Origin of the sequence: Microscilla marina ATCC 23134, assembly GCF_000169175.1 — a bacterium.
In the GTDB taxonomy this organism is placed as follows: Bacteria; Bacteroidota; Bacteroidia; order Cytophagales; family Microscillaceae; genus Microscilla; species Microscilla marina.
The window spans coordinates 83836-105406 of the sequence record NZ_AAWS01000011.1 but is presented as its reverse complement, the minus strand read 5'-3'; the positions used below and the strand labels follow the sequence as shown (position 1 = coordinate 105406).

Sequence of the window (21571 nt, the reverse complement as noted above, 5' to 3'; positions counted from 1 at the left end):
TTTAAAAGACAAAAATCCCCTGGCTTTTTATAAAAAAGCTCAGGGAATCACTTTCTATAGTATTTATTGCTTCACAATCCAACGTTTAGCGTCTTCCAGGCTCAAAAAATGCTCATTACCTGTTTTATTGCTTTTTATCGCATATTCTTTAGTTGACAGCTCTGTAAATATATTGCGTGAGGTTACAAAAGCCATTGTTTCTAAACCAGCATAACGTGCTGCTGGTAGCCATATTTTAATAAGCCAACTCAACGAATCAGACAGAGAACCCTCCATCATTTCAGTATCCATAATCCAACGTTTTGCCTTAGATGACTTAAGAACAGTAAGGCCAGCTTGCATGCCTTCCATAATATTGTCGTGGGGGCAGTATCCTTGCCATTTGGTAATTACGGTGTTTGTATTTTTACAGTGTTCAATTTTGACGAAGTTGATACCGCTTGTTCTTTTCAATACAGTCATTGTTAAAAAGTTGGATGGGTTTGGAATATAAAGTTGTTGCTTAATTGCAATGCAATGGTAGGGAATAAAACCTGTGATTACAAATAAGGGCAATAAAGCAAACGTAAGTTAAACTACTGAAAGTGAACCAGAAAAAACACAATCTTGGCTAAACTTTGTCATAAGTTAAACATGTAGGTTTTATAGGGTTTAACTGTTTTATCTATCAGGCAGATCAATAAGTAAACAACTGGCTATAAATTGGTTACTTAAAAACAAATGTGCGGCACTCTCTATAGTAACTCCTATCACAAAAGTGTAATAACTAAGTACAATGGTAACAAAAGCTTGACTAAACTAAGGTTTTTTGTAGCTTTAAGCACAATGGAACCTAAACTTTTTATTTACAAAAAACCATTTTCATAAAAACCCACTTTATGGACTTTTCAAAGAAGGTCAAAAACTAAAAAAGCTGCAAAAATCAAAGATTTTGCAACTCAAAACAGGTAATTTATTGGATCTAAGTAGCAGCAAATAATTAGCTATAAGAATAACTCATTCATAGTATGATAGTAATCTAATCATTAGATATATTTCTGCCTTGGTACTTATATTCTAAATACGATGGTATTACTTACAATCTTATACCAAAACTAAATGCATTAAGAGAAGGTCCTTTACCCTCTACAAATAAGGGGTTGAGGTCATACTTGGCAAACAACTGAAAGCCATCAAACCCAAGGTAAGTAACCAAACCATAACGCCAGTTATTCAAGAAATAACTTCTATGAGGGCGTTGTACGTTTTGCCCACTGGGTTTAATCTTGGCGTAGCTATCTAAACGATAACCAAAGTAACCTCCTATGTCGAACCGAAAAGTAGTACGCCCAAAAGGATTTTGAAACCTAAGCCCCAATAATATGGGCACATTGGCATAAATGGTGGTTAGCTTGCTTTTATCTATAGTTACATTATTATCTTCGAGATAATCTCTAAAGTTTACACCTGCCGAGTCTTGCGTAATGTAGGTGTCATTGGTAAACATAAAATTATTCCAGCTTACTTCTATCCCCATCGTTAAACGTAAAGGAGATCCAAACAAACTAGTGCGTCGGTACCAACCTACCGAAATATACCTCGACCCAAAAACATCTAGTCCGTATGCCTTTCCGGCTTCATCTGGAAACCTCCCATTTTCGAGGTAATTATTAAACCCTAAATCAAGCGAAAGGTAGTTGCGCACCCGTGAACGTCTGCGACGCTTGTATTTTCGATGCCTGTTTCGCTGATTTTCGTACTCGCTGGTATAGTAATCGTTGAAATTTTCGTTGGGTTGATATACAATCACGGTTTTTTCGCTTCCACTTCGGCTAGAGTCTGCTTTTTTTACCGCCTCAGCTATAATCTTATTCAAGTCTACCTTCGACAAATCTTTCAAACCATCTTTGTCTTTGGTAACAATAATGACTTTAGTGCCTCCTACATCTACTTTTACAGTGTCCTGGGCTTTTGCACCCACACTACCCAACAACAGCAACACCAGTGCAATACATCTTGTTTTTTTCATAGTGAATAATTTCATGTTTTTTTCATTTTTTTGGTTGTATGGTCAATGATTCATCCTACACGTTTGTGTTTTATACACTACCACAAACAATTTTTCAGTTTTTATGATTTACACCGGTGCTTGCAATTATTAAAAACTCATAGTTAAATCTGCCCAAATTACAGACAGTAATTAATCGTCACGATCGCCTAAAAATCTCAAAATGCTTCGTTTCTTCTCCGCCTTTTTAGTTTTGGTTTTATTGTGATCCAAGCCTTTTAGTTTTTTCCAGATTTTTTTCAAGCCTTTGCCCCCTTCGTCCTGCGCACGCTCTGCGGCCATGTTTTCTGATAGCTTCAAGGTGACGGTCACTTGAAATTGCTTGTTTGGTTTAGGCAAATGCGACTTTGGCTCTGGCGCTGCCACACTCAGCCACACACTTTTGATGCGTAGTGGTGTAAAGTAATCACCAAAGCTTTTGCGTTGAGCCGTTGTAATGTTAGCCCTAGGTTTGGCACCTGTTTTTACGGTCATTTTGTTTGTATTGCCTTGCTTGGGGCGCGCAAAATGGCCTTTAGGTGTTACGTCTGGTTTTTGGGTATTCTGCCTGGCTTGGTTTGCCTTTGTTTCTGTAAAATTCTTTTTCGTTAAAGTATTGTTTTGGGTGGTTGATGCCTGTGCTTTTGTTGTTTTTTTATTGTCAAAACGAGCAAGAGGGTTTCCTGCCAGTTTCAATTGAAGGTCTACCATTTTGGCAGCTACTTGTGCTGGAGGTGGTGACACTTGCGGCTGCCACAACGCCAAACCTATGCTTAATAATGTAATTGAAATGCCTGACGACCACCACACTACTTTGCGTTTCCACCACGACACAGGCACTTTTTTATCAAGTGCTGCATTGAGTTTGTCCCAGACGACAGCACGTGGCATCTGCTCAAAGTCTTTCAACTTCTCCTCAAAAATTTTGTCTATTGGGTGTTTACTCATGATCTATACTATAAGTTTTTTTTTCCTGGTTACGCACATATTTCTGTAACAGAACACGTGCTCGTGATAACTGAGACTTAGAAGTATTGGTACTGATACCTAATTGCTCGCCTATTTCTTTATGCGAATAGCCCTCTATGGCGTACAAGTTGAATACTGTTCGGTAACCCTCGGGCAATTGATCAATACATTTCATCAAGTCTTGCGCATTTAGGTTATCTTCGGCACTGGCAAGCTCGGCAGCTTCGCTTATATTTTCTATGTCTACCTCTGCCTGGTGTCGCTTGTTTTTACGCAAGTGATTCAGTGCTTCATTTACCACAATTCGCCGAATCCATCCCTCAAAACTACCCTCCTCTTTGAATTGATCTATTTTACTGAAAACCTTCAGAAAACCATTGGTCATTACTTCCTCAGCATCAAATTGATGGCGCACATAACGGAGACATACCGCAAACATTTTAGGTGAATATAACTCATACACCTTTTGCTGCGCTTGTCGCTTACCTTTACGGCATCCTTTTACCAATGCTTTTTCTGACGAAAGTTTCGACATTGTGCGTTATATGCTATTAGTTTTTAAATAAAGAGTGAGAGGTATCTAACCTCTAAAACTTGGTTATATGCTTGTTTCTATAGGGTAGATACAAATGCAATGGCAAAGGTTGCGTGGGGATGAGAAAAAAAATAACATTTGTCAAGGCAAACACATAACAAGCTTATTATCAAATACTTAATTTTTTAATACTTTTTGAAAAAACTTTTTTACAAGTCTTAATATTGGGTAATACCCCACCAAATAAAACTATTGTAAGTTAAAGTAATCAATGATTAGGCTTTATAAAAATGCCCTCAAATAAAAAAACCAAGAGTTCAGGCAAGTATGCTTTTTAAGCATTAAGATATACATTTCCTGCACACAAAACCTTTCCCCCTACAAACTGTTAAAAGGCTATGAATACACTAAAACAAAAACTCAAAAACCTGGACAATGAAAGTATTGATCGGATCATAGAAATGGCTTGGGAAGATCGCACACCCTTTGAAGCCATTTGGCAACAGTTTGAACTCACCGAGCAAGAAGTCATTCGGTTAATGCGTAAAGAAATGAAATCCAGGTCGTGGAAAATGTGGCGCAAACGGGTACAAGGGCGTAAGACCAAACATAAACAACTACGTGCCCCTGACGTAAATCGCTTTCATTGCAGCCGCCAAAAAAGCATTAGTCAAAATAAAATCGCCAAAAGAAACCACTAATCCTTACCTACTTTCACTGGTGCAAACCTGGTGTGCTCCTGAGGCAAGACAAACTGTTGCTGGGTCAACCCTTCGATGACTTGCTTGATTTGTTTAATGTGGGCAAGTTCCTGAGGGGTTGGGGCTTGCTTTAGTCTTATCTGCTGCCGCAAAATCAAATATTCTAATTTTTTATTGGTGAGCGTCCAAGCCAATTGGGTGGACTGACGCGCTGCCTTGTAGCGATTTTTATTGGCAACAGACTGGGTAGGGGTAGCTTTTAACACTACTAAACGCTCCTTTTGCTTTTTCAATTGTCTTTTGAGCAATGCCATTGCTCGCTGCTCCATTTGCTGTTGTTGCCATTTAATCATTTCACACCAACTCAAATAAGGGTTAAACCCCTGTAGCAAAAACACGGTTTTTAATGCTTCATTCTTTAAGTTTGATTCATCTACCCCTGCTGCTTTCATCTTTTTTACCTTACGCTTCTTCAATTGCTTTTTTACCGCTTTCTGAAGCTGGGCAAAACTACGTGCTGTAATGGCAGGCACTACTGGCAGCTGTTGTTGTTGCCAATAATACGCCTCTCGAAAAAATAGTTGCCCCATTGAGACAGGTGTTATACTTGTTGCCTGCGCCAAAGTATAGGTTTTTCCAGGGATAAAATGAATCCTTAAACTGTTTTTTGCCTTAGAATAACAATGAATCACCTGATAGGCCCCTGCTGGCGACTGCACAATGATACGCCCTTTGGCACGTGAAGTAATGATGAACCGATGAATACGAAAGTGATAAGTTAAGGGGGGAATCACAAGTGGCCTAGTGGTGTAAAACTCGCTGAAAACAAAAGTGTGTAGCTTTAGCTGAACAATGGAGTCAGAAATAATGTACTGTATTTTTTGCCTGACAATATTTTGGTGAGCAGTATAACGATAGGTTTCAGAAGTCCAGGTACCTACTACAGAAAGTGCAACAACTGAGGAACAAGTCCAAACAGATAAAAAAACAATTAAAAGTACATTTCTTATAACGAATGTATACATACCTGTATCAACTGGTGCCCCTTAGATAGGGTAAAAATATATAAAAATTAGTATACTGCCCTTCTTCGCTTTCTACCTTAATGCGTCCCTTAAGCTTTTGGATTACTTTTTTTATCACATACAAGCCCAAACCATTGCCTTGGGTGGCAGCTTCGTTTCCCCGGAAAAACATTCTAAAAACTTTTCGAAAATATTTATTAGGAATCCCCATCCCATTGTCACTAAACACAATTTTAATACAATTATCTGCGGCTACATCTTCCACCAAAACCTTAATAAAAGGGGAACTATCAGAACGATGAGAGCGAAAAGCAATGGAGTTTTCAATCATATTATAAAAAATAATCTGAATCAGGTCAGGCTCTGCCAGGTAGTGGAGTTCAGGTGCTACATCAAACTCCATGTGCATGCCTACCGAATACATCTGGCTGCCAAAAGCTTCTTGCAAGTTGCTCAATATGGCTTTAAAGTCGATGGGCTCCAGCACCCGCTCAGTTGAATAACGATTGATTATATTTACCATCAACAACTTGCGCAGCATGTTATCAGTTTTATTCACCACCTTGCCTATTTCTTCCAAAAAATCCAGGGCCGATGTATCTTTTACCTCCAACCTGGCAAGATTAATCAAACCATTGATAGATGCAATGGGTGCTCTGAAATCGTGTGAAGCCCGATAGATAAAAGCATCTAGTTCTCGGTTTGCCAACTCAAGGTGATTATTCATTTTTAGCAAACTTTCGGTACGTTCCTGTACAATTTTTTCAAGCTCAAGGTTCATTGCTTTGAGGTTTTCGGCATTTTTACCAACCTCTTGGTCTTTTTCTGGGTGCTTGCTTTCCATCGCATCAAGTAAATATGATTGATGATTAAGGTAATAATAGTTTATGGGACGCTTGTGGGTAGCCTCTAAGTATAAACAGCTGGGTTTTAATATTTGTATCAGGTGTTTTAAAAATCCACTGACTGCACTACCACACACAAGGTTAAAAAACTAAGTAAAACATAAAAAATAAAGTAGTTCAAGTGAACAAAATACTTTTTGAAGAAGTATACTTGTCAAAAATGTTGTTCGATGGAGTAGATTATTTTGGTAGTTTTACTAAGTAAAACGGAAAAAATAAAGTGATCCAAAAGAAAACAGTATTTGTGTGCTGAGCAATGAAAAAAATCTTTGCGTAGCAAGAGCTACAGAACTATTTTTTGAAGAAGCACAGTGCTCAAAGACGAAGTTCTATGGATTAGGTTATTTTTGTAGTTTTACTAAGCCAAATAATAATGATTTTTTTGCTAAAAAGAAATAAAATGAGCTGAAATGGTTGGGAAATAAAAGAAAATGAGTTGCCTCAGTTGCCTTAAAGGGGATACCTTACGCCTGTTATCAGGAGGTTTTGGCTTGATCGGCGTGGCTATTATTACTCTCTTTGTCTTTAAACTGCTCGTATTGGTTGGGCACCTCCAAAATAATATGAGTCCCTTTGCCATAGTCGCTACTCAGCGAAATACTACCATGCATTTTCTCCACAGTCTGTTTTACAATGTACAGCCCTAGTCCTGAGCCTTCGGCATTTTCGGTGCCTCTAAAAAACATATTAAATACATCTCCTTGGTACTCTTGAGCTATGCCTATGCCATTGTCCTGAAAAATAAGTCTTGCGGTATCGGGGGTTGATAAGTCAATCTTTACTTTCAGAAAACTGTTTTCAGTTGAAGTATTTTGATACTTAATCGCATTAGAGACTATATTATTAAGAATAATACGCAACCGTAATGGTTCGCTGTAAAACGGCTGGTTGCCTTCGAGAGATATATCGCGTTGTATCCGCTCATAGTTTTTCATAAACTTAAGGTCTTCAATGCAATCACTAATCATCGCCTCAAAGTCAATTTTTTCGGTTACTACATCAGCCCGCCCACTGCGCGAGTATTCAAGCAACGACTTAATAAATTTATCAAGCTTAAGGGTACTTTTTTCAATCAACTCAATATAACCTATCAACCGTTCGGCATTACCACTGTCAAGTTTCGACAAGTTTACCAAACCCAAAATAGACGTAAGTGGAGCGCGCAAATCGTGTGATACTTTGTACACAAACTGATCAAGTTCAAAATTGCGTATTTCGAGCTCTTCCAAGGTTTTTTCAAGGTTATCTCGTGATGCCGACAACTCTTTATTCGTATGAATGGTTTGCTCCAGCAATTCCTGAATCTTGATCTCTTGTTGTTTACGCGCGGTAATGTCATTGGCTACAGCATACACATGATCTCTTACATAAATGGCTCTCCAGTCTATCCACTTGTAACCACCATCTTTACAAACACAACGATTAATCATCTCTTGGGTTACTCCAATATTGTCCTGCAACTCTTTGAAATAGTCTAAAGTGGCCTGCTTGTCATCTTCATATACAAAGTGAAACAAAGGATACTCTGTCATTTCTTGCCAGTTATAACCCAGCGTATCAGAAAATCCTTTGTTGGCAAATACAAGATTGCCTTCTTTGTCGGTGATAATCACAATGGCAAGCAACGACATATCAAAAAAGCGGCGGAAACGAGCAAGGGGGGCGTCTTGCATAATAGCAATGCTTGCCAGTACATAGATGTAGCCATCTTCTGACTTGGCAAATTTGCCTCTAAACTGCTGTATATTATTATTCTTGCTTTTTAATTGACAATTAAAAGTAGAGAACTTAATGTCTGTATCTTGGGCTTGCTCCAGGGGTTGTGGTGCTAACTGGTCAAAAGTTTCCTGAATAGTTCCAAGGTCATTCTCGGCTACTAAATCTATAAAATCCCTTCCAATTAACTCGTCTTTGAGGTATTGAAGGTTTTTTAAAAATATAGCATTTATCTCCACAATTTTACCTGAGGGATCAAGTACACAATGCATTTCAGAAGATAAATCGAGTGATACTTTAGTATCCATAAAACTATATGGTAAGGTAGCGATTACAGAATTTCGAATGATTTTAAATATAAACTAATATTTAAAAAACTACAATATATTTAGAAAACATCTTTGAGCCAAAGACTATGTTACACCGCAGCTAATACTCTAATTTGTAAGGAATCAGGTTAAAGCTGAGTTTACTATCTTCCATAAAATCTTCAGCTTCAGCAAGAATATCATAGTCATCGTCTGGATAATACCAATTGATGACGATTTCTCCGCCCTTTTCTTTAAATTTTTTCAGCGATTTCAGAATATTCAGAATTGCCTTTGAAGAACTGGTATTAAAATAAGTAAGCTTAAAATTAAACGTAAGAGTTTTGTATGATTCCTCATTATAGGCATTCAGCCATTTGATAATAGGATCATAAAAATCTACCGTATCTTCAAGGTATGACTCTCCCGAAATTTCGCAAATGGAAGCTTCAGCATCCAACTTGACGGTTGGCGTAAAATAAATGCCTCTTTGCCCCTTGATATATAAGTTTTCCATAACAACTTTATTTATCTTGCAATTTTAACGGATAAAGTAAAAAATGTATAATCATCATCAATTTTTCTACTCCTCATTTCCAAAGGGTTTTCAGAAAGCAAAGCAGACTGGATAAGCCCAATGCCTGCTCCTCTAGCACCCGCCATCAATGACAACTTACGCATGTGTCGTTTGTACATTCTCAACGACTTTGCGTCCATATCGTTGATTACCTTACAACGCTCCCGTAAAAGCTTTATAGACACAGTGTTTGCTAAATTGCCGGTTTCAAGGTGATAATAATCTTCGGAACGAGCTATGATAATACAACCCACCTTCTCTTGTTTACGAAAGTGATTGTATTCGTTTGAATAATATAAAATATTTTGGGCTAATTCTATAAAGATTGCATGAAGTTTTCTAAAAATCCTTGGATTTTCTTTTATTTTTTTTTGTATCTCAAGGCTTATTTCGGCAAGAATAATGTCTGTAACCGGTCCTTTATAGGATAGGAGTATCTCGTGTTCACTGTAGTAATCAGATTGATATGCAAAAAAGTTGATTTTTTCAGACATTGTTTATACTACATGCATTAATTTGATAATATTAGTTTGCTGAATCAAACCCTTGGATTTGATTACGTCAAGGGGCATTTGTTCAGATGTTGCCGGGTATAATCTTTACACACTGACTATTCTACAAACGCGCAAATTGCCAGATATACTTAAGCTGTTAAGTTACCGAACAAAAATTACGCAATTTTGACAGCAGTGTTTATTTGTTTGTATAAATTAAACATTAAACTTTGTATTTTGAGATAAGGTATAAAAAATTGAACAGAAAATAACAATACTCCTACCTAATTTTTAAGTCTTTGATAATTTTCCCGTATCCTGCGACGACCGTCTCAGGCTTTCCTCCAAAATCTATTTCTACCATCACTCTTCCGATTTCGGGCAACACTTTTTTTACTACTCCTTCTATAAAAGCAGCAATTTTTACCACATGCACTTTGTCGCCTGGCTTTAGCTGAGGTTTAAAGGGCACTGGCACACAGTTATTTTTATTATACACCTTTACCTTTCCGGTAAAGCCAATGGTCAGTACTTTGTTGTCTGCCTCTCTAATAATTTGGGCATAATTGTACCCAAAGTCCTCTTTTACCGCAAGATAAACTCCTGGTTGCCAGGGTTTGCGCAAAGCTACAAATGTATTGGGTTGGGCTTGTACATCAGACACTCCCGGGGTGTAAGGGGTATCGAGGTACTGTATTTTGGGGCTTGCCGGATTGCTTGCATCGGTTACAATTGCTGTACGCATACTTGAGCCTCGGTTTTGTTCCCAGGTAAGCACTACTTCTCCTTTGAGCACTTTTTCACCCACAGGTACAGGTATTATCATTGAATTAGGCATCATCACCTCTTTGCCTATAGCCTTAAGTTTTGACTCTACCTTGCCAGGTGCTACCATTTTGCGACCATAAAAAATCAAAACCATTTGATCTTTTCCTTTGATAAAACCATCTTCTACCCATTGAAGCATAGGTGCCAATACATACTCGTTGGCCTTGGCAGTGGTATTAACCAATGGAAAATCAAGAGGAATAGATCCGGGAGAGCGCTTTTGGCTAGAGGCTGACGGGCTACTTACTAGGTCAGGGTTGTTACCTGAATCTACCTCAACAATGCTGTCGGTTTGTTGGGTACCTGTGTTGTCGGCACTACCACATGCCCATAAACACAACAAGCCTAGCCACAAAAAATTTGCAATAGGTTGCTTCAAGTAATTGATTAATTGGGTCATTTTTAGTTAAGTTTACGGCTGTTTGAGTAATCAAATATAATCAATTTATTGGGAAAGTGATATGAATTTCCCCAAGTTATCCTAATTATTATTTCTCCCTTGGCAGGTAGGTATTGTACAGGTACACTCACCAAACCATCCGCCATTAAACTATTGGTTTAAAAGGAGTTAAACATAAAAAACCATAAAATATTATGCAAGTATTACAAACACCTGATCATCAATTTGAACACTTACCTGAGTATCCTTTTGCGCCACATTATGCGCCAGTAGCATCCAATTTGCAAATGCATTATGTAGACGAAGGTAGCCCCAACGCCGAGGTGGTATTGCTGCTACATGGTGAACCTTCATGGTCGTTTTTATACCGCAAAATGATTCCAGTGATCACCAAAGCAGGCTACAGAGCCATTGCACCTGACCTGATTGGGTTTGGCAAATCAGACAAGCCTGCTAATATTCAAGACTATAGCTATAAGCGTCACCTCGACTGGATGCAGGCTTTTATTGATCACCTGGGCTTAAACAATATTACTTTGTTTTGTCAAGACTGGGGAGGCTTGCTAGGTTTGCGTATGGTGGCCGAAAACTCTGACAAGTTTAAAAGAGTAGTAGCTTCTAATACTTTTTTGCCTACTGGCGATATAAAAATGCCAGAATCGTTTGTACAATGGAAACAATTTTCGCAAACGGTACCTGAGTTTCCGGTAGGCAACATTATCCAAAAAGCCACTACTACCGAACTTAGTTCCGACATTGTGGCAGCTTATAACGCACCTTTTCCTGATGAATCGTACAAGGCTGGAGCAAGAGTATTTCCTGCACTAGTGCCCGACTCCCCCACCAGCCCTGAGTCAGAAGCCAACCGCAACGCGTGGAAGGTACTCAGCCAGTGGACTAAGCCGTTTTTAACTTGCTTTGGCGACGCTGATCCTATCACAAAAGGGGCTGATAAGTTTTTCCAGCAGATGATTCCAGGTACCAAAGGACAAGCCCATACTACTGTAGCCGGAGGTGGGCATTTTATTCAAGAAGATCGTGGCGAAGAGCTTGGAAAAATTGTAGTAGAGTTTATAAAAGCAAATAAGTAAAAGAGGTGGGCAATTAGCCAATGACGAATAGTTCAATAACGAATAGAAGGGGAAGGTAGGTGTCAGATTGGTAGCAAATGTTTTTGAATGACGAATTGGCTAACAGCTCCTGAAAACGAGAGACGATGACAAAAACCGAATTAAGAAAGTACTACCTAAACCAACGGAAAAAACTGGCTCCACAAGAAGTAAATACACAAAGTACTGCTATTCAACTTAAGCTGATAGAGCTACTTAAAGACAAGCCGCCTGCTTATTTACATGTGTTTTTACCCATCCTCAAAAACAACGAAATAGACACCTGGCAAGTGATTCAACATATATGGTACAATATGCCTCAGACTCAAGTTGTGACTTCGGTCACTGATTTTAAGCGCAAGGTAATGCTCAATTATTTGCTAAAACCAGACACCGTTTTGATAGAGAATAGTTGGGGAATTACAGAACCACAAGGAGGCACCCCCGTAGCAGATGCGCTTATAGATTGGGTAATTGTGCCTTTGCTTTGTTTCGATCAACACGGCTATAGAGTAGGGTATGGAGGAGGGTTTTACGATCGTTTTTTGGCACGCTGTACTCCAAAAACAAAAAAAACAGGGGTGTCATTGTTTTCCCCTGTGGCACTTATCAGTGATACTGATCAATATGATATTCCTTTGAGCCACTGTATCACCCCTACAGAGACCTATATATTTTAGGCTGCCATAGTGGGGTTACTAGCTACTTCTTTACTTTTTTCTTCCAGCATTGCTTTAAATCTTTCGTTGGGCGCTATCCCTTCTCCACTTATCGACAATTCGGCCTTGATAGAATTGACAAAATACATATCTATTGCGCCTTTGTTTTTTGCCATAATTTTTCCTCGGTACTCACACTCAAAAAAGTCTTTGACCAACTCGTAAGTTACCCCTGAAATGTTTACTCGCCCTATCTCTCCACTTGATTCCATCCGGCTTGCAGTATTTACTGTGTCACCCCACACATCGTAAGCAAACTTGTTTTTACCAATGACTCCGGCAATCAGTTTTCCGGTATTGATACCCAGACGGGTTTCCCAAAATGGCTCTCCTTTGGCTTCCTTTTCGGCCTTTAGTTGGTCCATCGAGCGTTGTATCTCAAGCCCGGCAAGCACAATGTCTACAAAATTAGTAGTATTAGGTACAGGCAAACCACCTACAGCCATGTAGGCATCACCTATAGTTTTAATTTTTTCGAGGTTATGCTTTTCCATGATTTCGTCAAACAAGGTAAAGCATTTTTCGAGTTCTTGTACCAACTCTTGCGGCGGCATAGTCTCAGCCAGCTTGGTAAACCCTTTAAAGTCTGTAAACAACACCGATACCATTTCGTGGTGACGTATTTTAGCTTTACCATGTTCTTTGAGTTCGTTTGCCACCTGTTCAGGCAAAATATTGAGCAACAAAGCATCCGATATTTGTTGTTCCTGTTTGATGGTTTCGTTCTGAGTTTCAATCAATTCCATCTGGGTGTTTATTTCTTCGTTGCGTTGTTGTACCTCTTCATTCATGGTAGCAAGCTCGTCTTTTTGCTTGGTTATCTCTTCGTTCTTTTTAGATAAAACTTCTTTTTGCTTCATAATCTTATCGGTGCGTTCGGCCAGGGCTTCTTTTTGCAAAGCAAGCAGTTTGTTGGCTTTCTTTTGTGCCAGATAACTCCTGATAATAAAAAGCATAGACAAAATTATTACTACAGCTCCACCAATAGCAAAATTGATAATCAGCTTTTTTTGCTTGTTTTCAGCGGTCAACTTTTCTTGCTCTACTTTGTGCTGGGCTGCCTTCAAAGCAAGCCCTTTCTTCTCTAAGTCTTGCAAAATTAAACTATCCATCAAGGCTTTCTCTTTCATTTCTTTGATCCTAAGATTACGTGTCAATGTATCAGTCTGACTCGACAAAGAGTCTTTTTCAAGCGAAAGAATAAGTTTTTGTTGCGACAATAAATACTTTTGATACTTTGTTCTTTTCAATGCGGATGCCTTGCCTTCCAGTTCACTGTTTTTGGTTGAAATAGCCCGGTCTTTGTCCGAAATGGTTTTGTCTTTGGCTCTGATGGCTTCTTCCTTTTTTCTAAGCTCTTCTTTTTTCCTCTGTAGCTCTTCTTTCACAATTTTTGCGTGCTCAGAGTGGTAAGGGCCTGCCTGTCCATAAAGTTTTTGATAACGCCTAATTGCCCGACGTTCGCGACGAACCGGAGATTTTTTACTTTTCAACAACCGGTAAGTTGGCAATAAGCTTTTAGAAATAAAGTGAACGAGTTTTTGTTGGGAAATTTTTTGGGCTTTAAACAACGCCTCCATGGTGTTAAAGGCTTCTTCGTGATAACGGGCAGCCCGCAAGAAACGGTTATTTCTCACCTGTAAGTCACCCATTGTTTGGTTGGCCACAGCATAGCCCCATTTGTAGTTGATAGCATTGGCGATTTTTTCTGCTTTTTGGGCATAATCAAACGCTTGCCTTGGTTTTCTACCGCTTTCAATTACGGCAAGTTTGTTCAAAGCATCTACCTGGGCTTTGTCTTTTTTATTTTGGGCAACAGTGGCTTTAAGCACCACTACATCGTTTGATTGCCCAAGGCTTACTTGAGGCAATAGCCCACAAATCATTAGGCAAAGCAAATAAATTCGTAAATTATCCATAATAATGTTACTGATTACAAGGTTTTAGTCTCTCAAAATTGTGCATCAACACACCTTATTCCAGCATAATGATGTCATTCATTTGGCTGATCTGAAATTTTTTACTGATAATTTGCTTTGTGATTTGGGTTAAAACTTATGCAATTATTTTGCCTCAGGTGCCATAAAGAATATAATTTTATGTTAAAAAAGCTTCTTTAAACGTCCGGCAATGCAATTTTTTAGTGCGCATAACGCGTAATAGGCTAACAATTTACTTTTCGCTTTATTTTCTTACTCCTTTTTGGGCGAGTGGTTTTCGCCAAAAACACCGTGAATAACTACTCAACAAATATTTTGCAGATTATTCGCTGATAATCTTACTATTTTTTAGATTTAGTGATCTTTCATAAATAATTTGAGCCATTAAAGTGTATCTATTGCCCTCATTCTTCTCAAAAAAAAAGCCTCATAGCTTTGGCTATGCACCATTTTTTTTGAATCGTCTGAGAACAATATATTTTCTTAAATTGGCACATCTTATTTTTTCCAGATCACTTAAGTAAAATAATATTTTTTTTGTGGAAAAGATTGGTAGTGTCTGGAGCAGGGCTCATTACAATGATGAGCACTATCTTATTTGACGAGGATATATTCAAATATGTTTCCCTTAGATAAAATCATCATACAACTAACCAGTACTTTACCTATAAAAGCCAGGGCTGGATCACTTTACTTACTAAAAACCTGCAAACATGAATACATTCAAAGACCCTTTTGCCAATATGAGTGGCTTGGCATTTTTTCTTTGGTTTACCGGTGGGCTCGCTTTAATCAGTCTCTTAGTGTGGATCTTTGGCACGCCTGGCAAACAAATAGGCACTACTTATGAGCATCTGCTGGATAATTATACCAAAGACTCCTCTTTTACTTCACCTCAGTTTAGGGTAAACACAGGGCAGGTATATCGCTTAGAGTTTAAAAATAAGGTGCCCAATAATAGTTGGACCGTGATAGGCATTGGCATTTTGGATGAAGAAGAAGGGGTGATCAATGAAAAAGAGGCTGAGTTTTGGCACGAAAGCGGTCGCGACTCTGATGGCTACTGGAGTGAACGTGATGACATAGAAGTATTTCATTTCAAAGCTCCCAAGACTGAAGATATTTCAGTAGAAGTATATTGGATCACCGACAACGAAAATGATTTTTGGCGCAAAGATCATTTAATATATGAACGTAAATCAACTTCAATCTATTTTACCGTAAAAAAAGCAGGAAGAGCATTGGTGGCAAAGTACTTCCAGTATATATTTTGGATATTTAGTGGTCTGTTTTTCCTCACAATTATTATAGCGTATGGGGACAATGAATAAAACTCCTGAACATTAAAACAAGATAGGGTGGTTTATACATTTAGTTGCTATGAATAAAATGAGCAGGTTTTTTGTGGTAGGTAGTATTTGTTAATTGTTGAAAAAACAGTAAATTTAGTATTTTAACATTACGATCAATATAAATTATGAAGCCATATACCCGCATGCTTGTTGTAGCAATTACTTTACTCATACTTGCCACACTATACGCTGCAGCATCGCAAGGTTGGTGGGTGGCATCTTTCAGAAACGCTACTGTAATACAAGCATACCAAAAAGAACAACGTGTTTATGGTAGCAGAGGTGTATATGGCAAAAGCGGCAGATTAAGAAATGGCTCAAGGAGTTTCAGAGGGGGGAGTCGCCGGGGAGGCAAATAAATGATTATATAAGAAAACTAAACTATTTTAAACTTACAAAATATGAACTTACTCAGCATTTTCTTGCAAGCGTCTAACGCAACTAGTCGCATATCCATTCAGGATGGCATTCTGGAAACACTTATTTTTGTGGCCGTAGGCATGGCTATAGCTTTTCTTGCCTTCAAGCTTATCGACCTGATTACCCCAGGCAACCTTTCAAAACAAATCGCGGATGGCAATGTAGCACAAGCTATTTTAGCCGGAGCGTTAATTTTAGGTGTGTGTATTATTATTGCGGCGGTATTAAGTTCATGAACAAACCTTCAAATATTCAAACAAGTCTTACTCAAAAAGCATCAGTGCCGATACTCTTAGTATCGGTTTTTATTATTGCCATCTGTGGTATTTTGTACGAGTTGCTCATTAGTAGCATCTCGTCTTATTTTTTGGGGAGCAGTGTACTTCATTTTTCACTTACCATCGGGTTATTTTTATCATTTATGGGTCTGGGAGCTTACTTGTCTAAGTTTATTCCTGACAAGCACTTGCTAGACCGTTTCATTATGATAGAAGTATGGCTGGGTATCATTGGTGGAGCTTCGGGGGCTTTGCTCTATGTAAGCTATGCCATTACCGAAAACTACTACCTCATTGCTTTTTTGTTGCTGGGCAGCATAGGTACGCTGGTAGGCATCGAAATCCCTATTTTAACCCGCATTATCCGAGGCTATTTTAACCTCAAAGATACCCTGGCCCAGGTGTTATCGTTTGACTATTTGGGTGCTTTGATTGCCTCTATTTTATTTCCTTTATTCTTGTTGCCTTATCTGGGGCTTACCCGTACCTCGTTTTTTATAGGTTTGCTCAACCTAAGCGTGGGTATATTCAATATGTTGGTGTTCAAAAAGCAGTTGGTTCGTTTTAAACGAAAACTCACCTTTACTTTGCTCATCACGGCATTATATATCATCGGTTTCTTTTCGGCGTTTACCATCAGTGGCTACTTTGAACAGTTTCTTTACCAAGACGACATCGTATTTACCAAACAGTCGCGTTACCAAAGGTTGGTAGTAACCCAATGGAAAAACGACACTCGCTTGTACATTGATGGCAACCTGCAGTTTTCGTCCGTAGATGAATACCGCTACCACGAACCGCTGGTACATATACCTTTGGCTCTTGCCAAAAAACCCGAATCGGTGCTGTTTTTGGGGGCAGGCGACGGGTTGGCTATCCGTGAAATATTGAAACACCCCCACATTCAACAAATACACGTGGTAGACCTTGACCCCGAAATGACTAAACTAGGTAAAAGTCACCCTGTATTTAAGCGCCTGAACCAAAGTGCTTTTTACAACCCCAAGGTGAAAGTTTTTAACCAAGATGCATTTAAGTTTGTAGAAAAAGACGCCAAGCAACTGTATTCGCTCATTATCATAGACTTGCCCGACCCCAACGACATAAACGTAGGGAAACTGTATACCCGTGAGTTTTATTCACTGGTCAAGCGTCGCCTGGCCAAAGATGGCGCCATGGTAACCCAATCTACCTCTCCGTTTTTTGCCCGCAAAGCTTTTTGGTGCGTCAACCAAACCCTGCAATCAGTATTTCCGGCCGTGGTGCCTTATACAGTCAATGTTCCTTCGTTTGGACAGTGGGGGTTCAACATTGCCTTGTCTTATCCACTTGCCCCCCAAGGCAAACAGTTTAGCAAAGAAGGAATGGCTAATTACCTCAACCGCCAATTGTTTGATGAACACCCACACCTCAAGGGTAAACTGCGTTACCTGACCCCCGCAGTACTCAACAGCTTTATGTACTTTGACAAAGACATGACCCGGCTACCTACCGAGGTAAACACGCTGAACACCCAAAAACTGGTGCAGTATTATGAAGAGGGTTGGCGCAATTATAACCGATAATGAAATAAGGCTAAGTTAAGTAATGGCTTAGGAATGGTACCAAACTAAACCACCCTGTACTGAAAGCAAAGCACAGGGTGGTTTAGTTTTCTATTACAATACGGTAAGTAATAACTTAACTGTCTGTTTTTGGTTCATTTGGCTTACCAGGGGCTTGGTTTTGTGCTCCGGGAAACTGCGTACCTCGGTTCTTTTCTTTTTTCTTCTTCTTTTTCTTATTAGGGTTGGGCTGTCCTTGTTTTGGTTGATTTTGGGCGGGCTTGTTCTTTTTTGCCCATCCATCTTTCAACGACACGGTACGGTTAAACACCAACTTGTCGTTGGTAGTAAACTGAGTGTCTACACAAAAATAACCCAAACGCTGAAATTGCATTTGGTCGCCTGGTTTCGAGCTTTTGAGGCTGGGCTCCAGCTTGCAGTTTTGCAATATTTCTAACGAATCGGGATTCAAAAATGCAGTAAATTCTTTGCCTTCTTTTTTGGCTTGGCTGCCCGGCTGCTCTACATTAAACAAACGGTCGTATAAGCGTACTTCGGCATCTATGGCGTGGCTTGCCGACACCCAATGCAACACGCCTTTTACTTTCTTACCGCTGGTGTCTTCTCCACTTTTCGAGTTTTCATCATAAGTACAACGCAGCTCTATCACTTTGCCCGTGTCGTCTTTGATCACCTCTTCACACTTAATGATGTAAGCCCCCTTAAGGCGTACTTCGCGCTCGGGTGCCAAGCGGAAAAACTTCTTAGGTGCATCTTCCATAAAGTCGTCTTGCTCTATGTATAGCTCTCTGCCAAAAGGCACCTCACGTTTGCCCAAACTCTCGTCTTCGGGGCTGTTTTCTAGCACCAAAGTTTCGGTTTTGTCTTCGGGGTAGTTCGTTATCACCACCTTGAGCGGCTTAAGCACTGCCATTACTCTAGGCACTGTTTTGTTGAGGTCTTCGCGAATGCTGTGCTCTAGCAACGACACATCTATCAGGTTTTCGCGGCGTGCCACCCCTACTTTTTCGGCAAAGTTGCGAATAGAGGATGAAGTATACCCACGGCGACGCAAAGCCGAGATGGTAGGCATACGAGGGTCGTCCCAACCGTCTACCACTTGCTCGTTTACTAGCTGTCGCAAGTTGCGCTTACTCATCATTGTATACGACAAGTTCAAACGGGCAAATTCAGTTTGCTTAGAGGGGAAAATGCCCAACTTTTCTATCAACCACTCATACAAAGGACGGTGCACCTCAAACTCTAGCGTACACAACGAGTGAGTAACCTCTTCTATAGCATCTGACTGCCCATGGGCAAAGTCATAGGTAGGGTAAATCTTCCACTTGTCGCCCGTGCGGTGGTGGGGTTTATCGGTAATGATGCGGTACAAATAAGGGTCACGCAAATGCATATTGGGCGAAGCCATGTCTATTTTTGCCCGCAACACCTTAGAGCCGTTGGGGTGGTTGCCCTGTCTCATTTCTTCAAACAATTGCAGGTTTTCGGCAATCGAGCGCGAGCGGTATTCGTTCTCTACCCCAGGCTGGGTAGGCGTTCCTTTTTCTTTGGCAATGGTTTCAGCATCTGAGTCGTCAACATACGCCAAACCAGCTTTGATGAGCTTGATAGCAAATTCGTATAATTGATCAAAATAGTCGGAAGTATAGCACACACTGCCGTTCCACTTGTAGCCCAACCACTCAATGTCTTTTTTGATCGCCTCTACATACTTGGTGTCTTCGGTAAGAGGGTTGGTGTCGTCAAAGCGCAGGTTACAAGCCCCCTGGTACTTTTGTGCAATCCCAAAGTTTACCACAATAGACTTGGCGTGTCCAATGTGCAAAAAACCATTTGGTTCGGGCGGAAATCTTGTCTGGACTTTGCCACCGTGCTTATTATTGGCAATGTCTTCCTCAATCTTTATCTCGATAAAGTTGAGCGATTCCTTCGGTTCTTTTTCTTCGGTTGCGGTACTCATTTTTCGCTTTGATTAAATTTTTTCTGATAAAACATAATAACCCACAGTATTCAGCTGCTAGCAATTAGCTACAAGTCGCAAGTCCTTAGGTGCCAAGCACTATTCAACTGAAAAACAGCAAAGTATTGATAATAAATAAAGGTAAAGACTTTATGCTTATAAGCCTTTACCTTTAGGTGATTTACAAATATAGAAAAGTTTTTAGGAATTGTGTCAATGCCTGCTTTAACCAACAAAGAAAGTTGTGTAGGCTTGTGCCAAATCGTGTTTTGTCTTTTCATTAGACTATGTAATCTTGTCCAACCTTTAAAACAAATAGTTTATGGAAAAAGAGGAGTTACAGGGTATCATTGACAGGAGAGAAGACGAAAAAATGGAGTTCGAGAGTAAAATTGATTTTTTTCGTGATCTTCTGGAACGAAGTGAGTTGGCAGGAAGAAACCGGATTGAAGCCGAAATGAATGTCACTCAATGGCAACAATCCGTTAAAGTAATAGAAGATGAATTTATGAAAACATTGGAAAATATTTTATATGATGAGTTGGTAAGAACTCGCCACAGATTTGCAAAGCTCAAAGCCAACAGAGAAAGTAACCCACAAAGCAATTGGATTCGCAAAACCGTTGCGCAGCGGTTGGGGATGTCTAAAGACTCAGGTTTGGCAGATATTGTAGAAAAACTAAAGTCAATGAACGAAGATGAAAAAGCTAAAAAACTTGAAGGGATTATAAAATAATGAGTGTTTAAAAATAGTTCCCTTACCATTGGTCAAGCCTACTCTTGGTATGTTTTGGGCACATACATCACCTTACCATAGTTTTTGTACATGAGCTCTTCCTCTAGCAACGCTCCGCTTCTAAACTTGGCAATTTTATGACGCCATATCTCATTGGTTCTAAAATAGGCACCTTCTTTTTTTATAAACCGATGGTTGCGTTCTTTTACATGGTAAGCAAAGTCCAGTTCTTCGTTTACCCTTATCTCCCCTTCCAATAGTTTATCAGTCAGCCAAAGGTTAATCTGAAAAGCCCAGGAGGTGTCGTTGGTGAGCTGAAAATCGATGTAATTATAAAATACTGCTGCCCCACTTGCCCAAGGCAATACCCTGCCATTGTCGGGAAAAGGATCTATGCTATGGTGGTGCCTTTCGGTAATGGTGAGCGGAGAATGGAGCGCCAACCAGTGCAATAAGTTGGTACTTTGGCAAATGCCCCCTCCTACGCCAGCTCTAGGTTTACCAAACGACAGCTCCATTCCTTCTTTGTATCCCTTTTTGCGAGTGGGCAAACCTACTGTTTTACAAAAGGAAAAGGTTTCGCCAGGATGAATAATCATCCCATTGATTTTACTTACTACAATCTTAAGGTTGTCTACCTTGTTGTACTGCAGTTGCATATCGGTTTCACCTAGCTTTTTCAATAATTTAGATTGATGCTTTTTTACCCGAAAGGGTAGCTTTTCGGCTTGTAGTTGTTGGGTATATCTTTTGCCGTCTATGCGCCAACTCAATTGCCTGCGCAGGCGTTTTTCCCACACCGATATAAAGTACAACCAAGGGTGCCTTTGCGATAACAGTTTACGCGATTTTGTCACTTTTTTTTACCTGATTAAGAGGTTATAAGTAGCAGCAAGTAATTAGCTACAAGTAAGGGTAACTCATTCATAATATGGCTATTACACCTACTCATTAGGTATATTTAATTCTGTCTTGGTACTTATTATAAATCAAACCCTACCAAGTTTG

The 21571-nt window shown here is 39.6% G+C and carries 22 protein-coding genes; 8 read left to right on the top strand and 14 right to left on the bottom strand.

Annotated elements, in window-relative coordinates; genetic code table 11:
- Positions 1–63: 63 nt before the first annotated feature.
- The 4 genes from M23134_RS12045 to M23134_RS12030 all read right to left on the bottom strand — a co-directional run bounded on the left by M23134_RS12045 (position 64) and on the right by M23134_RS12030 (position 3530).
- Positions 64–462, bottom strand: a complete 399-nt coding sequence (locus M23134_RS12045; protein WP_002696361.1) for a hypothetical protein — start codon at positions 460–462, stop codon at positions 64–66.
- A 613-nt stretch (positions 463–1075) separates the two neighbouring features.
- Positions 1076–2023 carry an outer membrane beta-barrel protein gene (locus tag M23134_RS37985; RefSeq protein ID WP_157558455.1) on the bottom strand — a complete coding sequence of 316 codons (948 nt, stop codon included), beginning with the start codon at positions 2021–2023 and terminating at the stop codon, positions 1076–1078.
- 156 nt (positions 2024–2179) lie between these two features.
- Positions 2180–2974 (bottom strand): hypothetical protein, encoded by a 795-nt coding sequence (locus M23134_RS12035; RefSeq protein WP_002696357.1) that lies wholly within the window; start codon positions 2972–2974, stop codon positions 2180–2182.
- Positions 2967–3530, bottom strand: a complete 564-nt coding sequence (locus M23134_RS12030; RefSeq protein ID WP_002696352.1) for an RNA polymerase sigma factor — start codon at positions 3528–3530, stop codon at positions 2967–2969. The genes M23134_RS12035 and M23134_RS12030 overlap by 8 nt, the downstream gene beginning before the upstream one ends.
- A 398-nt stretch (positions 3531–3928) precedes the next feature.
- On the opposite strand from M23134_RS12030, the gene M23134_RS12025 reads away from it, so the two are divergent.
- On the top strand, positions 3929–4231 hold the full coding sequence (locus tag M23134_RS12025) for a TIGR03643 family protein (protein ID WP_002696348.1): 303 nt from the start codon (positions 3929–3931) through the stop codon (positions 4229–4231).
- Here the strand turns inward: M23134_RS12025 and M23134_RS12020 are convergent.
- The 6 genes from M23134_RS12020 to M23134_RS11995 all read right to left on the bottom strand — a co-directional run bounded on the left by M23134_RS12020 (position 4228) and on the right by M23134_RS11995 (position 10484).
- Complete coding sequence (locus tag M23134_RS12020; RefSeq protein WP_002696346.1) at positions 4228–5256, bottom strand: hypothetical protein; 1029 nt, start codon at positions 5254–5256, stop codon at positions 4228–4230. The genes M23134_RS12025 and M23134_RS12020 overlap by 4 nt on opposite strands.
- Before the next feature lie 7 nt (positions 5257–5263).
- Entirely contained in the window at positions 5264–6100 is an 837-nt protein-coding gene (locus M23134_RS12015; RefSeq protein WP_045113447.1) for a sensor histidine kinase, read from the bottom strand.
- A 537-nt stretch (positions 6101–6637) separates the two neighbouring features.
- Positions 6638–8185, bottom strand: a complete 1548-nt coding sequence (locus M23134_RS37980; protein ID WP_002696342.1) for a PAS domain-containing sensor histidine kinase — start codon at positions 8183–8185, stop codon at positions 6638–6640.
- A gap of 121 nt (positions 8186–8306) precedes the next feature.
- The gene (locus M23134_RS12005) at positions 8307–8702 is read right to left on the bottom strand and encodes a DUF1987 domain-containing protein (RefSeq protein WP_002696341.1); all 396 of its coding nucleotides are present in this window, start codon (positions 8700–8702) and stop codon (positions 8307–8309) included.
- Between the two features lie 11 nt (positions 8703–8713).
- The gene (locus tag M23134_RS12000; protein ID WP_002696340.1) at positions 8714–9256 is read right to left on the bottom strand and encodes a SiaB family protein kinase; all 543 of its coding nucleotides are present in this window, start codon (positions 9254–9256) and stop codon (positions 8714–8716) included.
- A 280-nt stretch (positions 9257–9536) separates the two neighbouring features.
- The gene (locus tag M23134_RS11995) at positions 9537–10484 is read right to left on the bottom strand and encodes a hypothetical protein (RefSeq protein WP_002696339.1); all 948 of its coding nucleotides are present in this window, start codon (positions 10482–10484) and stop codon (positions 9537–9539) included.
- A 194-nt stretch (positions 10485–10678) separates the two neighbouring features.
- On the opposite strand from M23134_RS11995, the gene M23134_RS11990 reads away from it, so the two are divergent.
- Together M23134_RS11990 and M23134_RS11985 are read left to right on the top strand one after the other, a co-directional pair.
- Positions 10679–11575, top strand: a complete 897-nt coding sequence (locus tag M23134_RS11990; protein ID WP_002696338.1) for a haloalkane dehalogenase — start codon at positions 10679–10681, stop codon at positions 11573–11575.
- Positions 11576–11700: 125 nt separating this feature from the next.
- Positions 11701–12273: a 5-formyltetrahydrofolate cyclo-ligase gene (locus M23134_RS11985; RefSeq protein WP_002696331.1), complete on the top strand. Its 573-nt coding sequence runs from the start codon at positions 11701–11703 to the stop codon at positions 12271–12273.
- Here the strand turns inward: M23134_RS11985 and M23134_RS40750 are convergent.
- Complete coding sequence (locus M23134_RS40750; protein ID WP_053337299.1) at positions 12270–14231, bottom strand: adenylate/guanylate cyclase domain-containing protein; 1962 nt, start codon at positions 14229–14231, stop codon at positions 12270–12272. The genes M23134_RS11985 and M23134_RS40750 overlap by 4 nt on opposite strands.
- A 734-nt stretch (positions 14232–14965) precedes the next feature.
- Between M23134_RS40750 and M23134_RS11975 the strand changes: the two genes are divergently transcribed.
- The 4 genes from M23134_RS11975 (at position 14966) to M23134_RS11960 (ending at position 17867) form a co-directional block, all read left to right on the top strand.
- Entirely contained in the window at positions 14966–15583 is a 618-nt protein-coding gene (locus M23134_RS11975) for a hypothetical protein (RefSeq protein ID WP_002696328.1), read from the top strand.
- 146 nt (positions 15584–15729) lie between these two features.
- Entirely contained in the window at positions 15730–15963 is a 234-nt protein-coding gene (locus tag M23134_RS11970; RefSeq protein ID WP_045113446.1) for a hypothetical protein, read from the top strand.
- 42 nt (positions 15964–16005) lie between these two features.
- Positions 16006–16260, top strand: a complete 255-nt coding sequence (locus M23134_RS40495) for a DUF350 domain-containing protein (RefSeq protein ID WP_045113445.1) — start codon at positions 16006–16008, stop codon at positions 16258–16260.
- Positions 16257–17867: a polyamine aminopropyltransferase gene (locus M23134_RS11960; protein WP_002696324.1), complete on the top strand. Its 1611-nt coding sequence runs from the start codon at positions 16257–16259 to the stop codon at positions 17865–17867. The genes M23134_RS40495 and M23134_RS11960 overlap by 4 nt, the downstream gene beginning before the upstream one ends.
- Positions 17868–17982: 115 nt before the next feature.
- On the opposite strand, the gene M23134_RS11955 is transcribed toward M23134_RS11960, so the two are convergent.
- Complete coding sequence (locus M23134_RS11955) at positions 17983–19827, bottom strand: glutamine--tRNA ligase/YqeY domain fusion protein (RefSeq protein ID WP_002696323.1); 1845 nt, start codon at positions 19825–19827, stop codon at positions 17983–17985.
- Between the two features lie 68 nt (positions 19828–19895).
- On the bottom strand, positions 19896–20108 hold the full coding sequence (locus M23134_RS11950; protein ID WP_002696322.1) for a hypothetical protein: 213 nt from the start codon (positions 20106–20108) through the stop codon (positions 19896–19898).
- 41 nt (positions 20109–20149) lie between these two features.
- On the opposite strand from M23134_RS11950, the gene M23134_RS11945 reads away from it, so the two are divergent.
- On the top strand, positions 20150–20563 hold the full coding sequence (locus M23134_RS11945) for a hypothetical protein (protein WP_002696321.1): 414 nt from the start codon (positions 20150–20152) through the stop codon (positions 20561–20563).
- 38 nt (positions 20564–20601) lie between these two features.
- Here the strand turns inward: M23134_RS11945 and M23134_RS11940 are convergent, their stop codons facing one another.
- Positions 20602–21420 (bottom strand): VanW family protein, encoded by an 819-nt coding sequence (locus M23134_RS11940; RefSeq protein WP_002696320.1) that lies wholly within the window; start codon positions 21418–21420, stop codon positions 20602–20604.
- Positions 21421–21571 lie beyond the last annotated feature (151 nt).